This is a genomic window from Micromonospora sp. DT81.3 (assembly GCF_049847225.1).
In the GTDB taxonomy this organism is placed as follows: domain Bacteria; phylum Actinomycetota; class Actinomycetes; order Actinomycetales; family Microbacteriaceae; genus Microbacterium.
Genome location: NZ_JBNCNY010000002.1, coordinates 62010 through 84962, shown reverse-complemented (window position 1 = coordinate 84962; position 22953 = coordinate 62010). Strand labels below are relative to the sequence as shown.

The 22953-nt window shown below is 70.0% G+C and carries 24 protein-coding genes; 22 read left to right on the top strand and 2 right to left on the bottom strand.

Features of this window, described 5'->3' with window-relative positions; all coding sequences use genetic code 11:
* Window positions 1-5: 5 nt before the first annotated feature.
* A complete protein-coding gene (locus ACPW96_RS04610) occupies window positions 6-1100 on the bottom strand; it encodes a polyprenyl synthetase family protein (RefSeq protein WP_425882187.1) in 1095 nt (364 codons plus the stop codon).
* Window positions 1101-1165: 65 nt separating this feature from the next.
* Between ACPW96_RS04610 and ACPW96_RS04605 the strand changes: the two genes are divergently transcribed.
* From ACPW96_RS04605 to ACPW96_RS04510, 20 genes are all read left to right on the top strand, one after another.
* Window positions 1166-1543: a DUF3040 domain-containing protein gene (locus ACPW96_RS04605; protein WP_425817894.1), complete on the top strand. Its 378-nt coding sequence runs from the start codon at window positions 1166-1168 to the stop codon at window positions 1541-1543.
* A gap of 207 nt (window positions 1544-1750) precedes the next feature.
* Window positions 1751-2182, top strand: a complete 432-nt coding sequence (gene mraZ / locus ACPW96_RS04600; RefSeq protein WP_425817896.1) for a division/cell wall cluster transcriptional repressor MraZ — start codon at window positions 1751-1753, stop codon at window positions 2180-2182.
* Window positions 2183-2285: 103 nt separating this feature from the next.
* Complete coding sequence (rsmH, locus tag ACPW96_RS04595) at window positions 2286-3239, top strand: 16S rRNA (cytosine(1402)-N(4))-methyltransferase RsmH (RefSeq protein WP_425882186.1); 954 nt, start codon at window positions 2286-2288, stop codon at window positions 3237-3239.
* Window positions 3236-3826, top strand: a complete 591-nt coding sequence (locus tag ACPW96_RS04590; protein ID WP_425882185.1) for a hypothetical protein — start codon at window positions 3236-3238, stop codon at window positions 3824-3826. Before rsmH ends, ACPW96_RS04590 begins: the two co-directional genes overlap by 4 nt.
* Before the next feature lie 4 nt (window positions 3827-3830).
* Window positions 3831-5621: a peptidoglycan D,D-transpeptidase FtsI family protein gene (locus ACPW96_RS04585; RefSeq protein WP_425882184.1), complete on the top strand. Its 1791-nt coding sequence runs from the start codon at window positions 3831-3833 to the stop codon at window positions 5619-5621.
* A 40-nt stretch (window positions 5622-5661) separates the two neighbouring features.
* On the top strand, window positions 5662-7074 hold the full coding sequence (locus tag ACPW96_RS04580; RefSeq protein ID WP_425882183.1) for a UDP-N-acetylmuramoyl-tripeptide--D-alanyl-D-alanine ligase: 1413 nt from the start codon (window positions 5662-5664) through the stop codon (window positions 7072-7074).
* A complete protein-coding gene (mraY, locus tag ACPW96_RS04575; RefSeq protein WP_425817906.1) occupies window positions 7071-8180 on the top strand; it encodes a phospho-N-acetylmuramoyl-pentapeptide-transferase in 1110 nt (369 codons plus the stop codon). The genes ACPW96_RS04580 and mraY overlap by 4 nt, the downstream gene beginning before the upstream one ends.
* On the top strand, window positions 8177-9769 hold the full coding sequence (murD, locus tag ACPW96_RS04570) for a UDP-N-acetylmuramoyl-L-alanine--D-glutamate ligase (RefSeq protein WP_425817908.1): 1593 nt from the start codon (window positions 8177-8179) through the stop codon (window positions 9767-9769). The genes mraY and murD overlap by 4 nt, the downstream gene beginning before the upstream one ends.
* On the top strand, window positions 9681-11015 hold the full coding sequence (ftsW, locus tag ACPW96_RS04565; protein WP_425882182.1) for a putative lipid II flippase FtsW: 1335 nt from the start codon (window positions 9681-9683) through the stop codon (window positions 11013-11015). Before murD ends, ftsW begins: the two co-directional genes overlap by 89 nt.
* Window positions 11012-12085: a UDP-N-acetylglucosamine--N-acetylmuramyl-(pentapeptide) pyrophosphoryl-undecaprenol N-acetylglucosamine transferase gene (locus tag ACPW96_RS04560; protein WP_425817912.1), complete on the top strand. Its 1074-nt coding sequence runs from the start codon at window positions 11012-11014 to the stop codon at window positions 12083-12085. The genes ftsW and ACPW96_RS04560 overlap by 4 nt, the downstream gene beginning before the upstream one ends.
* Before the next feature lie 154 nt (window positions 12086-12239).
* The gene (gene murC, locus ACPW96_RS04555; protein ID WP_425882181.1) at window positions 12240-13673 is read left to right on the top strand and encodes a UDP-N-acetylmuramate--L-alanine ligase; all 1434 of its coding nucleotides are present in this window, start codon (window positions 12240-12242) and stop codon (window positions 13671-13673) included.
* Between the two features lie 2 nt (window positions 13674-13675).
* Window positions 13676-14902 carry an FtsQ-type POTRA domain-containing protein gene (locus ACPW96_RS04550; RefSeq protein WP_425882180.1) on the top strand — a complete coding sequence of 409 codons (1227 nt, stop codon included), beginning with the start codon at window positions 13676-13678 and terminating at the stop codon, window positions 14900-14902.
* Between the two features lie 171 nt (window positions 14903-15073).
* Window positions 15074-16231 (top strand): cell division protein FtsZ, encoded by a 1158-nt coding sequence (ftsZ, locus tag ACPW96_RS04545; RefSeq protein WP_425817918.1) that lies wholly within the window; start codon window positions 15074-15076, stop codon window positions 16229-16231.
* An 8-nt stretch (window positions 16232-16239) separates the two neighbouring features.
* A complete protein-coding gene (locus tag ACPW96_RS04540) occupies window positions 16240-16965 on the top strand; it encodes a YggS family pyridoxal phosphate-dependent enzyme (protein WP_425817920.1) in 726 nt (241 codons plus the stop codon).
* Window positions 16966-16970: 5 nt separating this feature from the next.
* The gene (locus tag ACPW96_RS04535) at window positions 16971-17462 is read left to right on the top strand and encodes a cell division protein SepF (RefSeq protein WP_425882179.1); all 492 of its coding nucleotides are present in this window, start codon (window positions 16971-16973) and stop codon (window positions 17460-17462) included.
* 9 nt (window positions 17463-17471) lie between these two features.
* Window positions 17472-17765: a YggT family protein gene (locus ACPW96_RS04530; RefSeq protein ID WP_425817922.1), complete on the top strand. Its 294-nt coding sequence runs from the start codon at window positions 17472-17474 to the stop codon at window positions 17763-17765.
* A 111-nt stretch (window positions 17766-17876) separates the two neighbouring features.
* On the top strand, window positions 17877-18470 hold the full coding sequence (locus tag ACPW96_RS04525; RefSeq protein ID WP_425817924.1) for a DivIVA domain-containing protein: 594 nt from the start codon (window positions 17877-17879) through the stop codon (window positions 18468-18470).
* A 9-nt stretch (window positions 18471-18479) separates the two neighbouring features.
* Window positions 18480-19067: a signal peptidase II gene (gene lspA / locus ACPW96_RS04520; RefSeq protein WP_425882178.1), complete on the top strand. Its 588-nt coding sequence runs from the start codon at window positions 18480-18482 to the stop codon at window positions 19065-19067.
* On the top strand, window positions 19030-19989 hold the full coding sequence (locus ACPW96_RS04515) for an RluA family pseudouridine synthase (protein ID WP_425882177.1): 960 nt from the start codon (window positions 19030-19032) through the stop codon (window positions 19987-19989). Before lspA ends, ACPW96_RS04515 begins: the two co-directional genes overlap by 38 nt.
* A gap of 65 nt (window positions 19990-20054) precedes the next feature.
* Window positions 20055-20627: a GNAT family N-acetyltransferase gene (locus ACPW96_RS04510; RefSeq protein WP_425882176.1), complete on the top strand. Its 573-nt coding sequence runs from the start codon at window positions 20055-20057 to the stop codon at window positions 20625-20627.
* A 4-nt stretch (window positions 20628-20631) separates the two neighbouring features.
* Here the strand turns inward: ACPW96_RS04510 and ACPW96_RS04505 are convergent, their stop codons facing one another.
* Window positions 20632-21111: an NUDIX hydrolase gene (locus ACPW96_RS04505; protein ID WP_425817932.1), complete on the bottom strand. Its 480-nt coding sequence runs from the start codon at window positions 21109-21111 to the stop codon at window positions 20632-20634.
* 95 nt (window positions 21112-21206) lie between these two features.
* On the opposite strand from ACPW96_RS04505, the gene ACPW96_RS04500 reads away from it, so the two are divergent.
* Both ACPW96_RS04500 and ACPW96_RS04495 read left to right on the top strand, forming a co-directional pair.
* Window positions 21207-21812: an RNA polymerase sigma factor gene (locus ACPW96_RS04500; RefSeq protein WP_425817934.1), complete on the top strand. Its 606-nt coding sequence runs from the start codon at window positions 21207-21209 to the stop codon at window positions 21810-21812.
* Window positions 21787-22911 (top strand): hypothetical protein, encoded by a 1125-nt coding sequence (locus ACPW96_RS04495; protein WP_425882175.1) that lies wholly within the window; start codon window positions 21787-21789, stop codon window positions 22909-22911. Before ACPW96_RS04500 ends, ACPW96_RS04495 begins: the two co-directional genes overlap by 26 nt.
* Window positions 22912-22953: the final 42 nt, after the last annotated feature.

Below are 22953 nucleotides of genomic sequence, written 5' to 3'. Positions count from 1 at the left end.
CGCGGCTAGGACGTGCGAGCCGTCGCCGCCCGCGCCAGGTCACGCAGCTCGCCGACGGCGGCGTTGTCCAGCCGAGCGCCCGACAGCGCGCGATCGGCCTCGTGCGCGTAAGAGGAGATGAGCTCCTCGACGCGATCCAGTGCGCCGGTGTCGATGATCGTGCGCTGAAGCGACGCGATCTGTTCGCTGTCCAGCGTGGGATCGCCGATGAGCTCGTCGACGACTCGGCGGGCGGATGTCGGAAGTCCCTCGCGCGTGAGCGCGACGAGCACGGTGCGCTTCCCCTCCCGCAGGTCGTCGCCTGATGGCTTCCCGGTGACGCTCTCGTCGCCGAACACGCCGAGCACGTCGTCCCTCAGCTGGAAGGCGAGGCCGACGGGGTGGCCGAAGGCGCGCAGCGCTTCGAGCTGTGCGGGATCTGCTGCGGCCAGCGATGCGCCGATCAGCAGCGGCTGCTGGACGCTGTAGCGGGCCGACTTGAGGGATGCCACCCGCAGCGCGCGCTCGGCGTGCCGGTCATCCGGCTCTGTCACGAACGCGGACTCCTCGGCGATGTCGAGGAACTGGCCGATGGTGACGTCGCGCCGCATCAGCGCGTACTGGCGCCGCGCCGCCGCAGCGGTCGCGGCATCCATGCTCTCCAGGCCCTGCTCGAAGAGGTCATCGCTCCATGCGACGAGAAGGTCGCCGAGGAGGATGGCGGCGGAGCGACCGAAGGATCCGGCGTTCCCCGCCCATCCCGCGTCGCGGTGCAGCGCCTCGAGCGCGCGGTGCGCGGCGGGTCCGCCGCGGCGGGTGTCGGAGTTGTCGATCACGTCGTCGTGCACGAGCGCGGCGGCATGGAAGATCTCGAGTGCGGCCCCGGCAGAGACGACCGCGTCACTCGGGGCCGGATCCGCTCCCCGCGCCGACGAGACGGCGCGCCACCCGGCGAAGCAGAACCGCGCCCGGAGCCGCTTGCCACCGGTCAGAGCTGCCGCTCCCGCATCGACCAGAGCAGCCGCCTCCGGCCCCATCTCGGCCGATTCGACCCGCATTTCCTGCACGAACCTTTCCAGACGCTGAGAAACCGCTTCGATCGGGTGCGGAGAGGCTGACACGGGCCTAGCCTAGTAATCCTGGCGGCGCGTAGACTTGACGCCTAGGTGGAAATCAAGGGGGACGAATGCCACTCTCCGAACAGGAGCAGCGTCTGCTCGACGAGATGGAGCGGCACCTGCTGCGCAACGACGCGGATGTCGTCAGCGCTCCGACCGGTGCGCGCTCGCTCAGCTATCGCAACATCGTCTACGGCACGATCCTCGTGCTCGCGGGCCTCGGCGCTCTCGTCGTCGGCGTGTCCACGCAGCTCATCTGGGTCGGCGTCGTCGGCTTCGTGCTGATGCTCGGCGGAGTCATCCTCGCAGTGACCCCCATGCGCGGCGCGGCGACCGACAGCGCGCGATCGACCGGGGCACGCGCCTCGACGCCGAGCCGAACGTCCACCTCCTTCATGGACCGGATGAACGACCGCTGGGATCGTCGCCAGGGCGGCGACCGCTAAACCCAGGCTTCCGAACGCACCGACCTCCGGGTCGGTGCGTTTTTTTGTGCGCGCGCGGATTTCCTCCACCCCGATCGGCGCCGTGATCCTGCGGTTCGCGGAGCCTGTCTGCGCCCGCGCGCCGCCGTTACCATAGACGAGTGGAGTGAAGTGGAGTAAAGTGGAGCAAACCTCGAGGGTGGGCCGGAAAGAGGGGGGTGATGGCCGATGCTGCTGGGAACTCACACCCCCAAGCTCGACGACAAAGGTCGCGTCATCCTCCCCGCGAAGTTCCGGGAAGATCTCGCCGGCGGCATCGTCGTCACCCGTGGGCAGGAGCGCTGTCTTTACGTCTTCAGTTCGACGGAGTTCGAGGCGGTGCACGAGCGCATCCGGCAGGCACCGCTCAGCAACAAGCAGGCGCGCGACTTCCTGCGCATGTTCCTGTCCGGAGCGAGCGCCGAGATGCCCGACAGCCAGAACCGCATCACGATCCCGGCGCCCCTTCGCGCGTATGCCGGTCTGGAGAAGGACCTCGTCGTCACCGGCGTCGGGGCGCACGCCGAGATCTGGAACGCCGACGCCTGGAACGACTACCTGGCGGGCAACGAGTCCACGTACAGCGAGATGGAGCAGGAGGTGATTCCGGGTCTCTTCTAGGCCCCCGTTCGTGATCTCCAGCCGCTCCGCCCTGACGCCACTTCCCCGGCGCCAGGTCTGAGAGCGGAGGGGGATCAGGATCGGGGGATCGGACCCCGACATCATGAACCTCCGCGACATCCACACACCGGTCCTCCTCGAGCGCTGCATCGAACTGCTCGCGCCGGCCCTCTCGCACGACGGCGCCGTGCTCGTCGACGCCACGCTCGGCATGGGCGGTCACTCCGAGGCCTTCCTCGAGCGCTTCCCCGGCATCCACCTCATCGGGCTCGACCGCGACCGCGACGCCCTCCGCATCGCGGGCGAGCGGCTCGCACCCTTCGGCGACCGCGTCACCCTCGTGCACACCGTCTACGACGGGATCGTCGAGGCGGTGGACTCCGCCGGGTTCGAGAAGGCGGATGCCGTGCTGTTCGACCTCGGCGTCTCTTCGCTGCAGCTGGATGTCGCCGACCGCGGGTTCGCGTACTCGCAAGACGCCCCGCTGGACATGCGGATGGACCAGACGACCGGACCCACGGCGGCCGACGTCCTCGCCACCTACAGCGAGGGGCAGCTGCGCGCGATCTTCGAGCGGTACGGCGAGGAGAAGCTGTCTGCGCGCTACGCCCGATTCATCATCGCCGCACGGCGGGAGGCGCCGATCGAGCGCTCCGGCCGGCTCGTCGAAATCCTCGTCGCAGCGACCCCGGCCGCCGCCCAGCGCGCCGGTCATCCGGCGAAGCGGGTGTTCCAGGCGCTGCGCATCGAGGTGAACGCCGAGCTCGCGGCGGTGGAACGCGCGATCCCCGCGGCGCTCGCGGTGCTGCCGGTCGGGGGACGCATCGTCGTGCTCTCGTATCAGTCCCTCGAGGATCGCATCGTGAAGCGGGCGCTGTCGGCGGCCACGGCGTCCACCGCTCCGTCCGGGCTTCCCATCGAGCTGCCGGAGCACGCCCCACGCTTCCGGCTGCTGGTCAAGGGCGCCGAGCTCGCCGACGAAGAGGAGCGCGCGCGCAATCCGCGCGCCACTCCCGTGCGACTGCGGGCCGCCGAGAGAGTGAGGGATGCCGCATGAGTGCCGCCACCGCATCCACCTCGAGCCCGGAACGCCTCCCCTCCGTCTCGCCACGTCCCGCACCGGCGCGACGGCTGCGCGCCGTCGACGCGCTCGCACCACGGCGCAAGCGCCCTCGTCTGGCATACGCGATCGTCGCCGTCGCGGGAGCGATCGCCATCGGAGCCGCGCAGATGGCGCTGTCGATCGGTACGACGCAGGCCTCGTACGAGATCGCCCAGCTGAACACCCAGGTGCGCGATCTGACCTATCAGAAGCAGGCGCTCTACGACGATGTCGCCGGCCTCAGCTCGCCGCAGTATCTGGCGGCGAACGCCGCGGCGCTCGGCATGGTCATCAACGCCGCGCCCACCTACCTCCGGCTCAGTGACGGCGCGATCATCGGGACGAGCGAGGTGGCCGCCCCCACCTCGACCGTGGATGCCGTCGGCCGCAGCGAGGTCGCGAACGCACTCGTCGCCGACACGCCGCTCATCACGGCGCCCGACGCCACGATCCAGGGCGCGCCCGTCGAGACGGAGCTGCTGCCGGACGGGACCCTTCCCCAACCATTGACCGAGGGTCTGCCGACCCCGAGCACCCGGTGAGGTCATGAGCACCAGAGCCACGAGAAGCCCTCGCCGCCGCACGGTCGTAGCCCTCGGAGTCGTGCTCGCGATCCTGATCGCCTTCGTGGTGCGCCTGGTCGACATCCAGGTGGTGAACGCCGACGACCATGTCGCCGACTCCGTGCGCATGAGTCTCGGCGCATCGCGCACGCTGTACGGCACGCGAGGCCCGATCGTCGACGAGACCGGAGACGTTCTGGCCGGCAGCATCCTGCTCTACGACGGTCAGCTCGACCCCTCGAACGTGGGGCCGGTCGAGCGCAAGGCGGCGGACGGCACAGAGGTCGAGGTTCCCTGGGAGCAGACGTCCGCCGAGATCGCCGCGATCACCGGGCAGACCGCCGAAGACGTGCGGAAGATCGTCGCCGACGCGCGGGCCGACAACCCCAACTCTCAGTGGGCGCTCCTGATCCGCGGGCTCAGCACCGAGCAGTTCCGCGCACTGGCCGACCTCGAGGTGCCTTTCCTCTCCTTCGCGCCGCACCCTGCCCGCACGTACCCCGACGGCGCCGTCGGGGGCAACCTGGTGGGCTTCGTCGGCACGGACGGCGACGCCCTCGCCGGCCTCGAGCTGACCCAGGACGGCTGCCTCACGACCGAGGACGGGCACGAGTCCTACTCGGTGGGCAAGGACGGGGTCGTCATCCCGGGAACGCTGAAGACCGAGCCGGCTACAGACGGCGGCACGCTGCAGCTCACGATCAACCGCGACCTGCAGTGGTACCTGCAGCAGATGATCGCGGAGGAGGTGCAGAACCAGGCCGCGCAGTTCGGCACGGCGTTCGTCGTCGAGGTCGCCACGGGCAAGGTGCGCGCCGCGGCCGAGTACCCCTCGGTCGACCCCAACAACGTCGACGCCTCCGTCCCCGATGACCGTGGCAGTCGCATCTTCACGACGTACTTCGAACCCGGGTCCACATTCAAGGCGATCACCGCGGCGACGCTGCTCGAAGAGGGTGCGGCCACGCCGCTGACGACGGTCACGGCCTCGAGTTCGGAGTCGTTCCCCAACGGCGCCCGCATCAACGATCACTTTTCTCACCCCGCGCTGACCTACACGCTCACCGGGGCGCTCATCGACTCCTCCAACGTCGCCCTGTCGAAGTTCGGCAGCATGGTGTCGCCCGAGGTGCGGCACGACTGGCTCGAACGGTTCGGTGTCGGCAGGACGACCGACATCGGCTTCCTGGGGGAGGAAGCAGGAGAGCTGCACCCCGTCTCCGAGTGGGACAACCAGACGCTGTACACGACCACCTTCGGCCAGGCGTTCACGGTGACCGTGCCGCAGGTCGCGAGCGCGTACCAGACCATCGCGAACGGCGGGGTGCGGATGCCGCTCACGATGGTCGAGGGGTGCACACAGGCCGACGGAACCCTCGTGAAGCCTGAGCTCCCCGGCCCCGAGCGCATCATCAGCGAGACCACGGCGAAGACGACGTCGCTGATGATCGAGAACGTCGCCGTGCAGGGCGGTCTGGCCGAGTCGATCGCCGTGCCCGGCTACCGCATCGCGACCAAGACGGGGACGGCGCAGAAGTACGATCCCGTCACCAGGGGCTACAAGTCCGGCGTGTACTACACGTCGATGGTCGGCTTCGCGCCCGCAGACGACCCCGCGTACGTGGTGATGGTCACCCTCGACGAGCCGACTAAGGTAACCTCGTCTGCGGCCACCGCGCCCGCGTTCCAGAAGGCCATGACCCAGGTTCTCAAGACGTATCGCGTGATGCCGTCCTCGAGCGCAGAGCCCGAACTTCTTCCCAAGTACAAGTGACCCGCGGCGTCCGCCCGCGCACGTCCGGAGGATCGCCCCCATGATCGCGATGACGCTGGCCGAGATCGCCCGGGTGACGGGTGGGCGGCTGCACCCGGCGAGTGGCGACGAACCCGGCACGGTGATCTCCGGCGTCGTCGACACCGACTCCCGCAACATCGCCCCCGGCGGAATCTTCGTGGCGAAGCCGGGCGCCGAGACCGACGGCCACCTGTTCGTCGGCAAGGCGGTGGCGGCGGGTGCGGCGCTGGCGCTCGTCGAGCGGCACGTTGACGATGACGTCTCGCAGATCGTCGTACCCGATGTCGTGGCGGCACTCGCCGCCCTCGCAGAAGAGGTCGTCGCCCGGGTGCGCGCGAGCGGGCACCTGCGGGTCGTCGGCATCACCGGATCCAACGGCAAGACGACGACGAAGAATCTGCTCGCCCGCATCCTCTCGGGCGAGGGCGAGACCGTCGCTCCGATCGCCTCATTCAACAACGAGGTCGGGGCGCCGCTCACCATGCTGCGGGTGACCGCATCGACGCGCTTCCTGGTGAGCGAGTTCGGCGCCAGCGCTCCGGGCGAGATCGCGCGGCTGGCGGGTCTGGTGACGCCCGACGTCGGTGTCGTGCTCATGGTCGGCATGGCCCACGCCGGCGGCTTCGGCGGTATCGAGGCCACCGTGAAGGCCAAGCAGGAGCTCGTGGAGGCGGTCCGGCCCGGCGGGCTCGCCGTGCTCAACGTGGACGACGCAAGAGTGGCATCGATGGCCGCGGCCGCCAGCGAACGGGGCCTCGCGGTCCGCTGGTTCGGACGCGGGGAATCCGCTGACGTGCGCGCCGACGACATCGACGTCACCGCGCGCGGCACGGTGCTCACCGTCACGGCGGACGGGGCATCCGCGCCCCTGCGCCTTCGGGTGCTCGGCGCTCATCACGTGATGAACGCCCTCGCGGCGATCGCCGCCGCCACCGCCCTCGGCGTCACACTCGAGGACTGCGTCGCCCGGCTGGAGACGGTGGAGATCGCCGAGCGCTGGCGTATGCAGCCGCTGGGTTCCGAGCGGGTCCGGATCATCAACGACGCCTACAACGCCAGCCCGGACTCGATGGCGGCGGCCCTTCGCACCCTCGCGCAGATCACCGGTCCCGGCGAGCGGTCGGTGGCGGTGCTCGGCGCCATGAGCGAGCTCGGGGAGTACGCCGAGGACGAGCACGACCGCATCGGACTGCTCGCCGTGCGGCTCGGCATCCGGCGCATCGTCGTCGTCGGAGGCGACGCCCGCCGCATGTTCCTGGAGGCCGTCGCTCAGGGATCGTGGGACGGCGAGGCCGTGTTCTTCCCCGATGCGGATGCCGCGTTCGAGTACCTGCGCGGTGAGCTGCGGGACGGCGACCGGGTGCTGGTCAAGTCCTCCAACTCGGCGGGCCTGCGGCACCTGGGCGATCGTCTGGGAGACTTGTTCTCGTGAGATCACTCCTGATGGCGGCGGCGATCTCCCTCTCGTTCACGCTTTTCCTCACGCCCGTCTTCCTTCGTCTGTTCCGCAAGTGGGGCTGGGGGCAGGTCATCCGCACCCCCGAAGCCATCGAGAACCCGAGCCACGGCGAGAAGCGCGGCACCCCCACCATGGGCGGCACCATCTTCATCGTGGGAACGCTCGTCGGCTATCTGGTCGGCGGCTACATGGGGAACAATCCACCGACCGTCTCCGGCTGGCTCGTCGTGTGGATGATGGTGGGCTTCGGCATCGTCGGCTTCATCGACGACTTCATGAAGGTCCGGAGTCAGCGAAGCCTGGGGCTGTCGGGCTGGCGGAAGATCCTCGGCCAGGTTCTCGTGGCCGTCCCGTTCGGCATCCTCGCCCTGGGTTTCCGCAACAGCGCCGGGGAGGCGCCGGCCTCTCCGTACGTGTCCATCTTCCGTGACGTGCCGGCGCTGTCGTTCTTCGCCGTCGGCCTGGTGCTCGGGTGGATCCTCTACCTGCTCTGGATCACGTTCATCGGCGTCGCGTTCTCGAACAGCGTGAACGTCACCGACGGGCTCGACGGCCTCGCGGCCGGAGCCGGCATCTTCGTCGTCGGCGCCTACAGCCTCATCGCGTTCTGGCAGTTCCAGCAGGTGTGCACGGGCGAGGGGCTCGCTCCGGCGCTGCAGCCCGCCTGCTACAACACGCGGGACCCCTTCGACCTCGCGATCGTGTCGGCCGCGTTCATCGGCGCCCTCATCGGCTTCCTGTGGTGGAACGCGCCGAAGGCGAACGTCTTCATGGGGGATGTCGGATCCATGTCGATCGGCGGGGTGATCGCCGCGATGGCGATTCTGACCCGCACCGAGCTGCTCGCCGTGCTCGTCGCCGGCGTCTTCGTCATCGCGCCGGGCTCCGTCATCCTGCAGCGGCTGTACTTCAAGCTCACCCGCGGCAAGCGGCTCTTCCTGATGAGCCCGCTCCACCATCACCTCGAGATGCGGGGCTGGCCCGAGATCACGATCGTCGTGCGGATGTGGATCATCGCCGGGATGCTGGCGGTGTCGGGCATCGGGCTCTTCTACGTCGAGTGGCTCTCGCGCACATGAGCCCATCCCGCCTGGACTCGCTCACGAGCTGGCACGCGGACTGGCACGGGCTGCGGGTCGTCGTGCTCGGACTCTCGGTCACCGGCTTCTCGGTCGCGGACACACTGGTGGAGCTCGGTGCGGACGTGCTCGTGGTCACCGAGCGCGCCGACGAGGAGTACGCGCGGCTGCTGCCGGTGATCGGCGCCGCGCTCTGGGAGGGTCCGCTGGATGACGTGCCCGGCGCGCTCACGGCGCAGCGACCGGATGTCGTCATCGCCTCCCCGGGCTTCGCCCCCGCGCATCCCGTCATCGCGTGGGCCCTCCGCACCGGCGTGCCGCTGTGGGGCGACGTCGAACTGGCGTGGCGGGTGCGGGACAAGGTCCTCCGCCCCGACGGCTCGTCCGCGGCGTGGGTGCTCGTCACGGGCACCAACGGCAAGACGACGACCACCCGGCTCGCCGCATCGATGATGGTCGCGGGGGGCATGCGCGCGGCGCCGTGCGGCAACATCGGCGTCCCCGTGCTCGACGCTGTCCGGGACCCGGCCGGCTTCGACGCCCTGGTGGTGGAGCTCTCAAGCCACCAGCTCTGGTACCTCGGGCTCTCCGAGCCCGCCGGCCAGCTCTCGCCCCACGCCAGCGTGTGCCTCAACCTCGCCGATGACCACCTGCTCTGGCACGGATCATTCGACGCCTACCGCGATGCCAAGGCCGTGGTCTACCGGAACACCCGCGTCGCGTGCGTCTACAACAAGGCGGACATCGCCACTCAGGCGATGGTGGAGGACGCCGAGGTCACCGAGGGCGCCCGGGCGATCGGGTTCGACCTCGGGGTACCGGGGCCGAGCGACCTGGGCGTCGTGGACGGCATCCTCGTCGACCGCGCGTTCCTCGAGGAGCGCCGCACGTCGGCGCTGGAGCTCACCACCGTCGCGGACCTCGCCGCCCGTGGACTTGCCGCGCCCCACATGGTCGCGAACGTGCTCGCGGCGAGCGCCCTCGCGCGGGCGCTCGGTGTGGAGCCGGCCGCGATACGCGACGCCCTGGACGGATTCCGGCTCGACCCGCACCGCATCGAGGTCGTCGCCGCGGCCGCCGGTGTGGTCTGGGTGGATGACTCCAAGGCGACGAACCCCCATGCCGCTGCTTCCTCGCTGGCGGCCTTCCCCGGCGCCATCTGGGTCGTCGGGGGACAGCTGAAGGGTGTCGACATCGGCGATCTGGTCGCGCGGCGGGGGGCGGCGAGCAAGGCGGCGATCGTGATCGGGGTGGACCGGGCCGAAGTGGTCGCGGCGTTCGCGCGACACGCGCCCGCGGTTCCCCTCTTCGAGGTCGACCACGATGAGACTGGAGACGTCATGGCCCGTGTCGTCGAACTGGCGGCGGCGATCGTGCACGACGGGGACGTTGTACTGCTGGCCCCCGCCGCCGCATCGTTCGACCAGTTCACCGACTACGGCGACCGCGGCCGCCGGTTCGCCGGGGCCGTGCGGGACTGGATCGAGAGAGGGACTGCACGTGGCGACGACGCAGACCCCGGCGACGAGTACCCCGAGGGCGAAGGCTCCGGCGACGAGCACCTCGAAGGCCCCGAAGCCGGCCGATAGGCCCCGCTCCCGCCCCGCGCCGCTCCCGGACTCCGCGCCCAAGCGCGGCCTCGCGGCGCGCGTGTCGCTCGGCCGGGTCTTCGCGCCGGTGCCCAGCGAGTTCCTGCTGATCGCCTCGACGGCACTGATGCTCACCGGGTTCGGGCTCGTGATGGTGCTCTCGGCGACGTCGGCGACGTCCACCGCATCCGGAGCCGGCCCCTACGATGCCGTCATCCGCCAATCCGTATTCGCACTGATTGGCGTGCCGCTGATGTTCATCGCCAGCCGGTTCCCGATCAGCTTCTGGAAGCGGATCGCCTGGCCGGCGCTCTTCGCGACGGTGGTGTTCCAGCTGCTCGTGTTCACTCCGCTGGGCTTCGAGAACGCCGGAAACCGCAACTGGATCGTCATAGCGGGAGTCCAGGCTCAGCCCTCCGAGTTCCTGAAGCTCGGTCTCGCCCTGTGGGTGGGGTACGTGCTGTTCCGCAAGCAGACGCTGCTGGGGCTCTGGCGGCACGTGTTCATCCCGCTCGTACCCGTGGCCGTGCTCGTGATCGGGTCGGTCATGGCCGGTGACGACCTCGGCACCGTGATGATCCTGGTGCTCCTGGTGCTCGGTGCGCTGTTCTTCTCCGGCGTCAAGCTGCGCATCTTCATCCTTCCGCTGCTCGGTGCGGCCGCGGCCGTCGCCTACTTCGCCGTGACCAGCCCCGACCGCGTGCGGCGGTTCCTCAGCTTCCTCAACCCGAACTGCCTCGCCGACTACTACAACGACTGCTACCAGCCGCTGCACGGCATCTGGGGCCTCGCGGGTGGTGGCGTCTTCGGCCTCGGCCTCGGCAACTCCAAGGAGAAGTTCGACTGGCTCCCCGAGGCGCAGAGCGACTACATCTTCGCGATCGTCGGCGAGGAGCTCGGGCTCATCGGCTGCGCCGTGGTGCTCGCGCTGTTCGCCCTCTTCGCCGTGGGGGCCTTCCACGTGATCCGCAAGACGGACGACCCCTTCGTCCGGATCGTCTCCGGTGCCATCACGGTCTGGATCCTCAGCCAGGCGCTCATCAACATCGGGGTCGTGCTGCGGGTGTTCCCCGTGCTGGGCGTCCCGCTGCCGTTCATGTCGCAGGGCGGCACCGCCCTGATGTCGGTGCTGATCGCCTGCGGCGTGCTGCTCTCGTTCGCCCGCTCGCTCCCGGTCCGGACGGCGGGTCGCGCGCGGGCCACGCGTCCGCCGCGATCCGCGAGGCGTGCGAAGATTCCGGCGTGACGACTTACCTTCTGGCCGGCGGGGGAACCGCCGGCCACGTCAACCCGCTGCTCGCCGTGGCCGATGGCCTGCGCGCGCGGGATGCCTCCGCGGACGTGCTCGTGCTCGGAACGAGAGAGGGTCTGGAGGCGCGCCTCGTACCCGAACGCGGCTTTGAGCTGGTGTTCGTCGACAAGGTTCCGTTCCCCCGGAGGCCCGACCGTGCCGCCGCCGCGTTTCCCACGCGCTTCCGCCGTGCGATCTCTCAGGTGCGCACGATCATCCGCGAGCGCGGGGTGGACGTCGTGGTGGGTTTCGGCGGCTACGCGTCGGCACCGGCCTATGTGGCCGCGCGCCGCGAGCGCGTGCCCGTCGTGGTGCACGAGGCGAACGCGCGGCCGGGGCTCGCGAACGTCCTGGGCGCGCGGCGGGCCGCCGGTATCGGCGTGGCGTTCGAGGGGACGCCGCTGCGCGGCGCGCGCGTCGTCGGGATGCCGCTCCGCCGCGAGGTCGTCGAGCTCGATCGCCGGGGGATGCGGTCCGAGGCGGCCGCGTTCTTCGGGCTGGATGCCGGGCGTCCCACCCTGCTGGTCTTCGGCGGGTCGCTCGGCGCGCAGCGCCTGAACGAGGCCCTCGCGGGCTCGTGGCGCGACATCCTGGCGGCCGGATGGCAGCTCATCCACGTCACGGGTGAGCGAGCGACGCTCGAGGACCCCGGCGTCCCCGGCTACGCGATGCGGCGCTACGTCGACCGGATGGACCTGGCCTTCGCCGCCGCGGATGCGATCGTCTCGCGAGCGGGAGCGGCGACGGTCAGCGAGATCAGCGCTCTCGGCATCCCGGCCATCTACGTCCCCTATGCGGTCGGCAACGGCGAGCAGCGGCTGAACGCGCGCTCGGCGATCGAGGCCGGCGCGGCAGTCCTTCTGGAGGACGCCGGGTTCACGGCCGATCGGGTGCGCAGCGATGTCATTCCACTGCTGACCGATCGCGGCCGGATCGACGCGATGGCCGCGGCCGCGGCATCCATCGGCACCCGCACCGGCACCGAGAACGTGATCGCGATGGTCGACGAGGCACTCGCGCGCTGATCCCGGCCTCCACCGCTCACTCGGCGCCAACTGCGAGTGATGGGCCTGCGCACCCGCATATTGCGACGACTGAGCCGGGCCAGGGCGGGGAGCAGACGCCGCTCGGGCGCGCCGGGAGGGCCTTCCCCGGAGGCCAACTTAGGATTGACCCGTCATGATCTCACCCGATTTGAGCCTTCCCATCCCCGAGCACATCGGCGCCGCGCACTTCATCGGCATCGGCGGATCGGGCATGAGCGGCCTCGCCCGCATGTTCCTCGCCGCCGGCATCCCGGTCTCCGGATCCGACCGCGCCGACAGCGCAGCGCTGCGCGACCTCGAGCAGCGGGGCGCCACGGTCTACGTCGGGCACGATGCCGCACACCTCGGCGACGCCGACACGGTGATCCACACGGGCGCCATCTGGCCCCAGAATCCGGAGTTCGTCACGGCCAAGCAGCGGGGGATGCCCGTCATCCACCGTTCGCAGGCCCTGTACTGGCTCATCGGCGGGCGCCGGCTCGTGTCGGTCGCCGGGGCGCACGGCAAGACCACCTCCACGGGAATGATCGTCACGGCTCTCCGGGCGCTCGGGGCCGACCCGAACTTCGTGAACGGCGGAGTCATCGCGCAGCTCGGCGCATCGAGCGGCACCGGGGCCGATGACCTCTTCGTCGTCGAGGCCGACGAATCGGACGGCACATTCCTGCTCTATGACACCTCGGTGGCGCTCGTCACCAACATCGACGCCGACCACCTCGACCACTACGGCTCGGCGGAGGCCTTCGACGACGCCTTCGCGCGGTTCGCCGACAAGGCACGCGAGGCCGTGGTCATCTCGGCGGATGACCCGGGCGCCGTACGCGTCGCGGAAGGGCTGTCCCACCAGCAGGTCCTGACCTTCGGCGAGGCGGAACGGGCGCAGGTGCGCGTCACCGACATCCGAACGGACGGACCGGTCGCCTTCACGATCACGCACGACGGCGAGTCGGTCGCCGCTCGCCTCGCGATTCCCGGCGCGCACAACGCCATCAACGCGGCCGGCGCCGTGGCGGTCCTGAGAACGCTCGGCTACGACCTGGCGCCCGCCGTCCGCGCGGTGGAGGGCTTCGAGGGCACGGTGCGCCGCTTCGAGCTGCACGGAGTCGAGCGGGGGGTCAGCGTCTTCGACGACTATGCGCACCACCCCACCGAGGTCGCGGCGGCGCTCGCGGCGGCACGAACGGTCGTGGGGGACGGGCGCATCATCGCCGTGCACCAGCCGCACACCTATTCCCGCACGCAGCACATGTTCCGCGAGTTCGCCGAGGTGCTCGAGTCGCACGCCGATCACACGATCGTGCTCGACGTCTACGGCGCCCGGGAAGACCCCATACCCGGCGTGACGGGCGAACTCGTCTCCGGTGCCTTCGCCGACCCGGCCCACGTGCATTTCGTGTCGGACTGGCAGGATGCGGCCGACTACACCGCGGCGGTCGCCCGCGACGGCGACTACGTCATCACGCTCGGCTGCGGCAACGTCTACCAGATCATCCCGCAGGTGCTGGGGGCCCTCGAGCGCACGGCGCCCGTGACTCGGGCTTCGGCATCGCGCGGTACGGGGGACTAGGGATGCGGCGGCCGACGCCTCTTCCGGTCCCGGCGCGAAAGGCGCCGGAGCCGGCGGCGGGAGCGCCGTCGAGAGAGGCGACCGGATCCGTCGCGGTCCGGGCGCGGAACGAGGCCTTCGAGCCGCTCCCGGTCATCGAGCCGAATCCGGTCACGGACGCGACCGGGGTCGATGAGCCCCTGCCCGTGGCCGATCCCGACCGTGTCTCCGCACCCGTGGTGGTGCACGACCCCACCGCGCGTACCGAACCGATTCCGGTGGTGGGTTCCGCAGCTGTGGTGAGGTCTGCGGCCGTGGTGGCGACGGAACCCGCGGGGGCGACGGGCACAGTGCCGCCGATGCAGACAGTGGTGCCGGCGGGAACGGTGTCCTCGCCCGGTGCCCCGAGCGAGCCTTCGGTCACCACCGAGACGCCGGCGCGCCCCGGAGCGTCGCCGAGCGCCACGCCCGACCCGGAACCCGATCAGGTGCGGCTCCGTGACGTCTGGCGCGCCAGCCGGGCCAGACGCAAGGCGCTGCGCGCCGAGGTGCGCCGCTTCACCGTGCGCGCACGCCGCCGGCGTGCCGTCTGGATCGGGGCCGCGGCATCCCTGCTCCTGCTGGTGCTCGGATCGCTCGGCGCGGCCTACAGTCCCCTCTTCGCGGTCGAGCGGATCCGTATCCTCGGGGCCGAGCAGCTCGACACTGCGGCCGTCGAGGCGGCGCTCGCCGACGAGGTCGGCACGCCGCTGCCCCTCGTCGATGCCAGCGCGGTGAAAGCAGCGCTGCTCGCGTTCCCCCTCATCGAGACGTACACGCTGGAAGCCCGTCCCCCGCACGACCTCGTCGTGCGCGTCGTGGAGCGCACGCCGATCGGAGCAGTGGCGTCCGCGGCCGGCTTCACCGTGGTGGATGCCGCGGGCGTCGCCCTCTCCACGACCGCCGCGGCCCCCGCGGGCCGGCCGCTGATCACCGCGCGCGGCGGAGTGAAATCCGACGCGTTCTCGGCGGTCGGGCTGGTCATGCGCTCGCTTCCCGCCCAGATCCGCGGGCAGGTCACCGCGGTGGCGGCCACGTCGCCGGACGACGTCACTCTGACGCTCGGAGGCACCGACACGCAGGTCGTCTGGGGCAGCGCCGAGGAGTCGGCGATGAAGTCCGTCGTGCTGCAGACCACGATGGCGGCCCGCCCCCCGGCCGATGTCAGTGTCTACGACGTGTCCTCCCCCACGGCCGTCGTCGTGCGCTGACGAGCGCCACACGACATTCCGCTCCAGAATGTGCGACACGCCCGCCGTGTTCCCGGCCATGGCGAGGCATCCGCTTAGCGTCTGTCTTAGGAATTGCATACCGAGCAATTCTTTACACCTCTAGTAGAGGTTGAAGGTTTTGAACCAGGTTCAGGACAGACGGAGGCCGGCATGAGCCAGAACCAGAACTATCTCGCGGTGATCAAGGTCGTCGGCGTCGGCGGCGGCGGCGTCAACGCCGTGAACCGCATGATCGAACTCGGCCTCCGCGGCGTCGAGTTCATCGCCATCAACACCGACGCGCAGGCGCTGCTGATGAGCGACGCCGACGTCAAGCTCGACGTCGGCCGCGAGCTCACACGCGGGCTGGGCGCGGGCGCCGACCCCGAGGTCGGGCGTCGAGCCGCCGAGGACCACGCGGAGGAGATCGAGGAGGCTCTCGCCGGCGCCGACATGGTGTTCGTGACGGCCGGCGAAGGCGGTGGCACGGGCACCGGCGGAGCTCCGGTGGTCGCCCGCATCGCGAAGTCGATCGGCGCCCTGACCATCGGTGTCGTGACGCGCCCGTTCTCCTTTGAGGGACGCCGCCGTCAGAGCCAGGCCGACGCGGGCGTCAGCAAGCTGAAGGAAGAGGTCGACACCCTCATCGTCGTCCCGAACGACCGCCTCCTCGAGATCAGCGATCGCGGCATCTCGATGATCGAGGCGTTCGCCACGGCCGACCAGGTGCTGCTCGCCGGTGTGCAGGGCATCACCGACCTCATCACCACGCCCGGTCTCATCAACCTGGACTTCGCCGACGTGAAGTCGGTCATGCAGGGTGCCGGATCGGCGCTCATGGGCATCGGGTCCGCTCGTGGCGCCGACAGGGCGATAAAGGCGGCGGAGCTCGCCGTCGAATCGCCCCTGCTCGAGGCGAGCATCGAGGGCGCCCATGGCGTGCTGCTCTCGATCCAGGGCGGGTCCAACCTCGGCATCTTCGAGATCAACGACGCGGCGCAGCTCGTAAAGGAGGCGGCGCACCCCGAGGCGAACATCATCTTCGGAACGGTGATCGACGACACCCTCGGCGACGAGGTGCGGGTGACGGTCATCGCGGCCGGCTTCGACAGCGGCGAGCCCACCGTGCGGCTCGACGCTCCGCTCGCGGCCACCCGTCCTGCGCCGGCGCTGCCCGCGCCCGTTGAGGAGGTCGCCGAGGTGCGGAGCGAGGTGCGCGAGAAGGTCTCGGTCGGTGCCGCCTCTTCGTCCCCGGTGCTGCCGGAGACCAGCAGCTACGACTCGGCCTTCGGTGACGACGACCTCGACATCCCCGACTTCCTGAAGTAGCGGGACACGTGGATGAGGCTGAGGAGCCACGCAGCCTCGAAGCGCGGCGCACCGGCGAGCTCGAAGAGCGGCTCGCAGGTGTCGACGCACGGATCGCCGAGGCGGCCCGGGCGGTGGGCCGGGATCCCGGCGAGCTGACCCGGATCGTGGTCTCGAAGTTCCACCCGGCGGAGCTGGTGCGCGAGCTCCACGCCCTCGGGGTGCGCGACTTCGGGGAGAACCGGCAGCAGGAGTTCACGGCGAAGGCAGCGGAGGTCGGTGCGCTGCACGGCATCCGCTGGCACTTCATCGGCCAGGCGCAGACGAACAAGGCACGATCGATCCGGAAGGCGGCGACCGCGGTGCACTCCCTCGATCGAGCACGCCTCGCCGACGCCCTCGATGCGGCGGCGGAGGGGGGACCGACCCTCGATGTGCTGCTTCAGGTGAACCTCACGGACGACGCGGACCGCGGAGGCGTCGCACCCGCCGAGATCGAGTCTCTGGCCGAGCACGTCGCCGGCTGCGACACCCTCGCGCTGCGCGGCGTGATGGGCGTGGCGCCGCTCGACGAACCTGCACCGGCGGCGTTCGAGCGACTGCGCGGATACGCCGACCGCGTGCGGTCGATCGTGCCGCAGGCCACCTGGATCTCGGCGGGAATGACAGCCGATTTCGCCGACGCGATCGCGTTCGGTGCGACACACCTAAGGATCGGGTCCGCAATCACGGGCCCACGACCGGCACGGGGTTAATCTCAATGAAGACGAGCAACACGGAGGATGCGATGTCGAACCCGCTCAAGAAGACCATGGTGTACCTGGGCCTCGCCGATGAGGAGGAAGCCTACGAAGAGGCGCCTCAGCCGGCTGCGCGTGGTACTCGCGAGAGCTCGCGCGACGTCGAGGCCAAGGCGCCCGTCACTCCGCTGCGCCGCCCCGCCGTGGTGCGCCAGCCGATCGTGGGCGCCGTCAGCGAGATCCTCACCGTGCACCCGAAGCAGTATCGCGACGCGCAGGTGATCGCTGAGAACTTCCGCGAGGGCATCCCCGTGATCATCAACCTGTCGCAGATGAGCGATGCCGATGCTCGCCGCCTGATCGACTTCGCAAGCGGGCTGTCGCTGGGCCTGTACGGACGCATCGAACGCGTCACCAGCAAGGTCTTCCTGCTGTCGCCGGAGAACGTGGCGGTCTCGGGTGACGGTGCGATCGCGCAGGCGGATGCCGAGTCCGCCTCGTTCGCACCGTAGGGTAGGGGTGTGCTCCAGCTCGTCTTCGGGATCCTCAACGCGCTGCTGCTGCTCTACATCTTCGTGCTGTTCGGACGGCTGATCCTCGAGTACATCCCGATCTTCAACAGGGAGTGGCGCCCGAAGGGCGGATTCCTCGTCATCGCCGAAGTGATCTACACGATCACCGACCCGCCGATCAAGTTCTTCCGTCGTTTCATCCCCCCGCTGCGGGTCGGCGCCATCGCCATCGACTTCGCCTTCGCGCTGACGATGCTGCTGTGTTTCATCCTGCTCGCGGTCACCAGATCGCTCGCCGGCTGACCCTTCGACACGCTCCGCGACCGCCGACTATGCTTGCTAGAGCGTTGCCGTCCTGGCGAGAAACTGCCTGACTCTGGCCAGCGTCCCGAACTCATCGAAAGAGGAGCCACCATGGCATTGACCCCAGATGACGTCGTCACCAAACAGTTCCAGCACGTCCGGTTCAAAGAGGGCTTCGACCCGGACGAGGTCGACGACTTTCTGGACGAGATCGTCGTCGAATGGCGCAAGACGATCGCGGAGAACGAAGAGCTGAAGGCCAAGCTCGCCCAGTACGAGTCGGGCGAGACCCCCCAGCCCGTCGCCGCGGCTCCCGACGAAGAGGCCAAGCCCGAGCCCGTCGCCGAGACGCCCCGTGTCGCCGATGGCACGCCTCCCGTCGCCGCCAGTGCCGGCATCATCGAGCTCGCCCAGCGGCTGCACGACGAGCACGTCGCCGAGGGCAAGGCCCAGCGCGATCAGCTCATCTCGGACGCGCAGTCCGAGGCCGCCCGCATCCTCTCCGAGGCGGAGCAGAAGCAGCGCGAGCAGCTCGACAGCCTCGAACGCGAGCGCGGTGTGCTCGAGTCCCGCATCACCGAGCTCCGCCAGTTCGAGCGCGACTACCGCGCACAGCTGCGCAGCTACATCGAAGGCAAGCTCCGCGACCTCGAGACCACGGCGGCCTCGTCGGGTTCGACTCCGGTCTCTGCCATCGGCCTCTAGGCCGGGCCTTTGACCCGCCGAGCCCCCCTGAGAACGGCGGCGGCCGGCACCATCATCGCGATCCTCGCGGCGCTGGTGCTGGCCGCCGATCAGTTCACCAAGTACCTCGCCATCGAGAACCTGCCGCCGGAGGAACCGGTGCCGGTGATCGGCGAATTCCTCGTCTTCTACCTGGTTCGAAACCCCGGCGCCGCCTTCTCGCTCGGCGAAGGGGTCACCTGGATCTTCACCATCGCCCTCGCCGCGGTGGCGGTGGGGATCGTGTGGCTCATCACGCGCGTGCACTCGAGGCTCTGGGCCGTCGTGCTCGGGCTGCTGCTGGGCGGTGTGCTGGGCAATCTGACCGATCGTCTGCTCCGCACCCCGGGCTTCGCCGTCGGCCACGTCGTCGACTTCATCTCCACTCCGTGGATGATGCCCGCGATCTACAACATCGCCGACATCTTCATCGTCACGTGCATGATCGCCGTGGCGCTGCTCGTCCTGTTCGGCATCCGCCTCGACGGCACGCGCGAGCGTCGCGAGCGCGCGGCCGAGAGCGAACCGGATGCCGCGGGCGATGCCCCGGCCGGCACGGACGAACCCTCGAAGGCCTGACGTGGAGACGAGGAGCATGCCCGTCCCCGATGGGCTGGACGGAGTGCGCGTCGACGCCGGACTCGCGAAGATGCTCGGATTCTCGCGGACGTTCGCGGCGGAGGTCGCCGAGGCCGGCGGCGTCGTCCTGGACGGCGGGGTGCTGGGAAAATCCGACCGGCTGCACGCGGGAGCGTGGCTCGAGGTGTCGTGGCGGGCCCGCGACGAGCCGACCATCGTCCCCGTGGTGGTGGATGACCTCGGCATCGTCTACGACGACGACGAGATCGTGGTGGTCGACAAGCCGAGCGGGGTCGCGGCGCACCCCTCCGTCGGCTGGGAGGGACCGACCGTCCTCGGTGCCCTCGCCGGCGCCGGATTCCGCATCGCGACGACCGGTGCCGCCGAGCGCCAGGGCGTCGTGCATCGCCTCGATGTGGGCACGAGCGGCCTCATGGTCGTGGCCAAGACGGAGCGTGCGTACACCGTGTTGAAACGGGCCTTCAAGGAGCGCGAGGTGGAGAAGATCTACCACGCCGTCGTGCAGGGGCATCCGGACCCGCTCGCCGGGACGATCGATGCGCCCATCGGCCGGCATCCGACCCACTCGTGGAAGTTCGCGGTCACACCGACCGGCAAGGACTCCGTGACCCACTACGAGACCCTCGAGGCGTTCCGGGGCGCCGCCCTGCTGGAGATCCACCTCGAGACGGGGCGAACCCACCAGATCCGGGTGCACATGGCGGCCCATCGGCATCCCTGCGTGGGCGACCCCCTCTATGGCGGCGACCCGATCCTCGCCGCGCGACTGGGACTGACGCGGCAATGGCTGCACGCCCGCCAGCTCTCCTTCGACCATCCGGCGACCGGCGACCGGGTCACGTTCTCATCGCCGTACCCGGCGGATCTCGCGCACGCGCTCGAGGTGCTGCGCGCCGACTGAGCGCGCGGCAGTCGATCGGGATCCGGCGTTGCCGGGTGTCGGTGGGGCGCGGCATCCTGGACCGCATGACGATCACGGTGCGGCCCGCGACGGTCTTCGACGACGTGAAGGCGATGGTGGGGCCGAAGAACCCCGAGTCGAACGTCTGCTGGTGCCTGAGCTACCGCATCCCCGCGAAGCTGAACGGGGAGCTGCGCGGTCCGCAGCGCGGGGAGTTCGTTCGTGCGCTGTGCGCCGAGACGCCCGCGCCGGGAGTGCTGGCGTACGACGGCGACGAGGTCGTCGGGTGGGCGGCCGTGGCGCCGCGGGCGAACACGACCTTCGCGCGCAACCGCAAGATCCCGCACGTGGACGACCTCGAGGCATGGTCGCTGTGGTGCATCCGGACACGTCCGGGTCATCGAGGGCAGGGGATCTCCCACGCCCTCATCGAAGGAGCCGTGCAGTTCGCGAAGGCGAACGGCGCCCCCGTGATCGAGGGCTACCCGGTAGACAACCAGGGCAGAAAAGTCGACCAGACGATGGCCTACGTCGGCACGAGGTCGATGTTCGAGAAGGCGGGGTTCGAAAAGGCAGCCGATACGGATTCGGTGTCCGGAGGCATACCGCGCGTGGTGATGCGCCTGGATCTGCGCTGACCGCTCAGCGCGGACGGCCGCCGTCGAACCGGGCCGGGTCGTCCTCGGCGAGCGCGAGCGCGATGTTGCGCACATGCTCGGGGGTCGTGTCGCCCAACTCCTCGAGCCCGCGCCACGACACCTCGGTGAGCTCGCCATCGGCCGGATGCGGATCGCCCGCCACCCATTCGCACCGGAACACGAGATCGAGATAGTCCACCTGATCGCCGTTCGGGTAGGTCATGCGGGGGAGCGCGCGCACGAGCGCCAGGCGGGTCACGCGCACGTCGACCCCCGCTTCCTCCACGCATTCACGCACGGCCGCATCCGCCGGCTGCTCGCCGGGGTCGACGATGCCGGACACGCACTCCAGGTGCCCGTTGTCGGCGCGCCGTCCGAGCAGCACCTTCTCGTCGCGGAACACCACCGCGGTGACGCCCACCAGGGGGAGGGGAGCGGTGCCGATGGAGCGGCGCAGCTCGAGAACGAAGTCAGGGGTCGCCATGAGGCAAGCCTACGAGGAGGCATCTCGTGCCCGGCGCGCGAGCGTGGGACGATGCAGAATGTGAACCGGATGCGCCGAAATCGGCAATCCTTAACGTGAGCGCAGACAGCGAGATCATACGACGGTCGATCGATGTCCCGTCCGCCTTCGCCGAGCTCTTCGAGCGACACGCGAAGGTCATCGGCGCGTTCGCCGCACGGCGAGTCGGGTCCGACGCCGCCCAGGACATCCTGAGCGAGACGTTCCTGGTCGCCTTCCGCCGACGGCGTGATTTCGACCCCTCGTGGGACTCCGCGAAGCCGTGGCTGCTGGGCATCGCGACCCGGCTCATCGGAAAACACCGGGGCAAGGAGGCGGCGCAGTGGAGGGCATTCGAGGCCTCCGCGGGAGGCGCCGAGACGTGGTCCGACGGCGCCATCGACGCGCTCGTGAAGCGAACGGATGCCGCGGCGGCTCTTCGGGCGCTCGCCCCCCGGATCGCGGCCCTCACGGCGCGCGACCGCGACACTCTGCTGCTCTACGCCTGGGGCGATCTCACCTATGAGCAGATCGCGGTGGCTCAGGGGATCCCCGTCGGCACGGTGCGCTCCCGACTGAATCGGGTCCGCCGCAAGCTGTCGCCGCCGGACATCAAGCCGGATCACCGTCAACCATGGACCAAGGAGGAGGAAGCCAATGGACGCCTTGGATCGCGTGCGTGAGATCGGCGCAGACGCCGAGCTCACGGAAGAGCAGCTGGCCTCCGCGCTTCAGAAGGTGCGACGCGGTCTGCTGCCGGACCCGGCGCCGCGCAGACGCGCCCGGCTGTGGATCGGGATCGGCGGACTCGTGGCAGCGGGAGCCGCGACGACGGCGGTCGCCATCGCCCTCTCCGCACCACCCGCCGCGGTGGTCGAGGCGGTCACACCGCCACCGGCCGCCCCGGACGTGACGGTCACGACCGAGCCCGAGCCCGAGCCGACGACGACGCCCACCCCGGCGCCGACGATGCCACCGGTGACGGCCGCCTCCGTGCTCGAAGGGGCCGCCGCGCTGGCCACGACCTCCGCCGGGTCCGCGATCGCCGACGACGGGTACCTGCGCATCGATCACCGCACGGAGCAGCTCGTCCTCTATGCCGCCGATGCCCCCAACTCGCCCTACAACGCATCCCGCGAGAGCGCGACGGCGGCCTGGGTGGTGGCCGGGACCTACTCGACCTTTATCCCCGCCGATCGCTCAGGCGAATGGGTGAGGGTGTTCCAGCCCGAGAAGCAGCTCCTGTCGCTCTACGGGACGGACGCCGAGCCCCTCGCCGCGGACTGGCTGGGGATGACTCTCAAGGAGGTCATCGTGAACCGCTACCAGGGCGGCCTCGGCGACCCGGGCGATGAGACCTATCCGACGTACGGGTCGGATGCGTACTTCGCACAGATGCCCCGCGATCCCCAGGCGCTCATCGACTGGAATCGGGCGCGGCTGAGCGCCGGCAACGTCCAGGACCTGGACGAGGGCGTCGTGACCGTGCTCACTCAGGATCTCGAGCTCAATGCCGCCCCGCCCGACTTGCGCGCCGCGATGTTCCGCGCACTCGCGCTCGCACCGGGGGTCGAGATCCAGTCGGTCGACGGCGATCTCACCACGATCGCCTTCCACTACGACTCCTACGAACCGCGGATGGGCACCATGACCATCGACACCCGTACGGGGCTTGTCGCGGAGAGCACGAGCACGTGGCTGCCAGGACCAGGGATCGTGCCCGAGTCGGTGCCCGGGCACCGGATGACGACGACGATCACCGTGGTAGACTCCGCGCCCTAGCGGTCATCCCTGCGCTCGCGTCCCGGGTCGCGGGCGCACAAC

Excerpts from the sequence above, each read along its gene's own strand:
- ACPW96_RS04605 (WP_425817894.1), top strand. The coding sequence starts at position 1,166 with ATGCCACTCTCCGAACAGGAGCAGCGTCTGCTCGACGAGATGGAGCGG.
- mraZ (WP_425817896.1), top strand. The coding sequence starts at position 1,751 with ATGCTGCTGGGAACTCACACCCCCAAGCTCGACGACAAAGGTCGCGTC.
- rsmH (WP_425882186.1), top strand. The coding sequence starts at position 2,286 with ATGAACCTCCGCGACATCCACACACCGGTCCTCCTCGAGCGCTGCATC.
- ACPW96_RS04590 (WP_425882185.1), top strand. The coding sequence starts at position 3,236 with ATGAGTGCCGCCACCGCATCCACCTCGAGCCCGGAACGCCTCCCCTCC.
- ACPW96_RS04585 (WP_425882184.1), top strand. The coding sequence starts at position 3,831 with ATGAGCACCAGAGCCACGAGAAGCCCTCGCCGCCGCACGGTCGTAGCC.
- ACPW96_RS04580 (WP_425882183.1), top strand. The coding sequence starts at position 5,662 with ATGATCGCGATGACGCTGGCCGAGATCGCCCGGGTGACGGGTGGGCGG.
- murD (WP_425817908.1), top strand. The coding sequence starts at position 8,177 with ATGAGCCCATCCCGCCTGGACTCGCTCACGAGCTGGCACGCGGACTGG.
- murC (WP_425882181.1), top strand. The coding sequence starts at position 12,240 with ATGATCTCACCCGATTTGAGCCTTCCCATCCCCGAGCACATCGGCGCC.
- ACPW96_RS04550 (WP_425882180.1), top strand. The coding sequence starts at position 13,676 with ATGCGGCGGCCGACGCCTCTTCCGGTCCCGGCGCGAAAGGCGCCGGAG.
- ftsZ (WP_425817918.1), top strand. The coding sequence starts at position 15,074 with ATGAGCCAGAACCAGAACTATCTCGCGGTGATCAAGGTCGTCGGCGTC.
- ACPW96_RS04535 (WP_425882179.1), top strand. The coding sequence starts at position 16,971 with ATGAAGACGAGCAACACGGAGGATGCGATGTCGAACCCGCTCAAGAAG.
- ACPW96_RS04525 (WP_425817924.1), top strand. The coding sequence starts at position 17,877 with ATGGCATTGACCCCAGATGACGTCGTCACCAAACAGTTCCAGCACGTC.
- ACPW96_RS04515 (WP_425882177.1), top strand. The coding sequence starts at position 19,030 with ATGCCCCGGCCGGCACGGACGAACCCTCGAAGGCCTGACGTGGAGACG.
- ACPW96_RS04510 (WP_425882176.1), top strand. The coding sequence starts at position 20,055 with ATGACGATCACGGTGCGGCCCGCGACGGTCTTCGACGACGTGAAGGCG.
- ACPW96_RS04505 (WP_425817932.1), bottom strand. The coding sequence starts at position 21,111 with ATGGCGACCCCTGACTTCGTTCTCGAGCTGCGCCGCTCCATCGGCACC.
- ACPW96_RS04495 (WP_425882175.1), top strand. The coding sequence starts at position 21,787 with ATGGACGCCTTGGATCGCGTGCGTGAGATCGGCGCAGACGCCGAGCTC.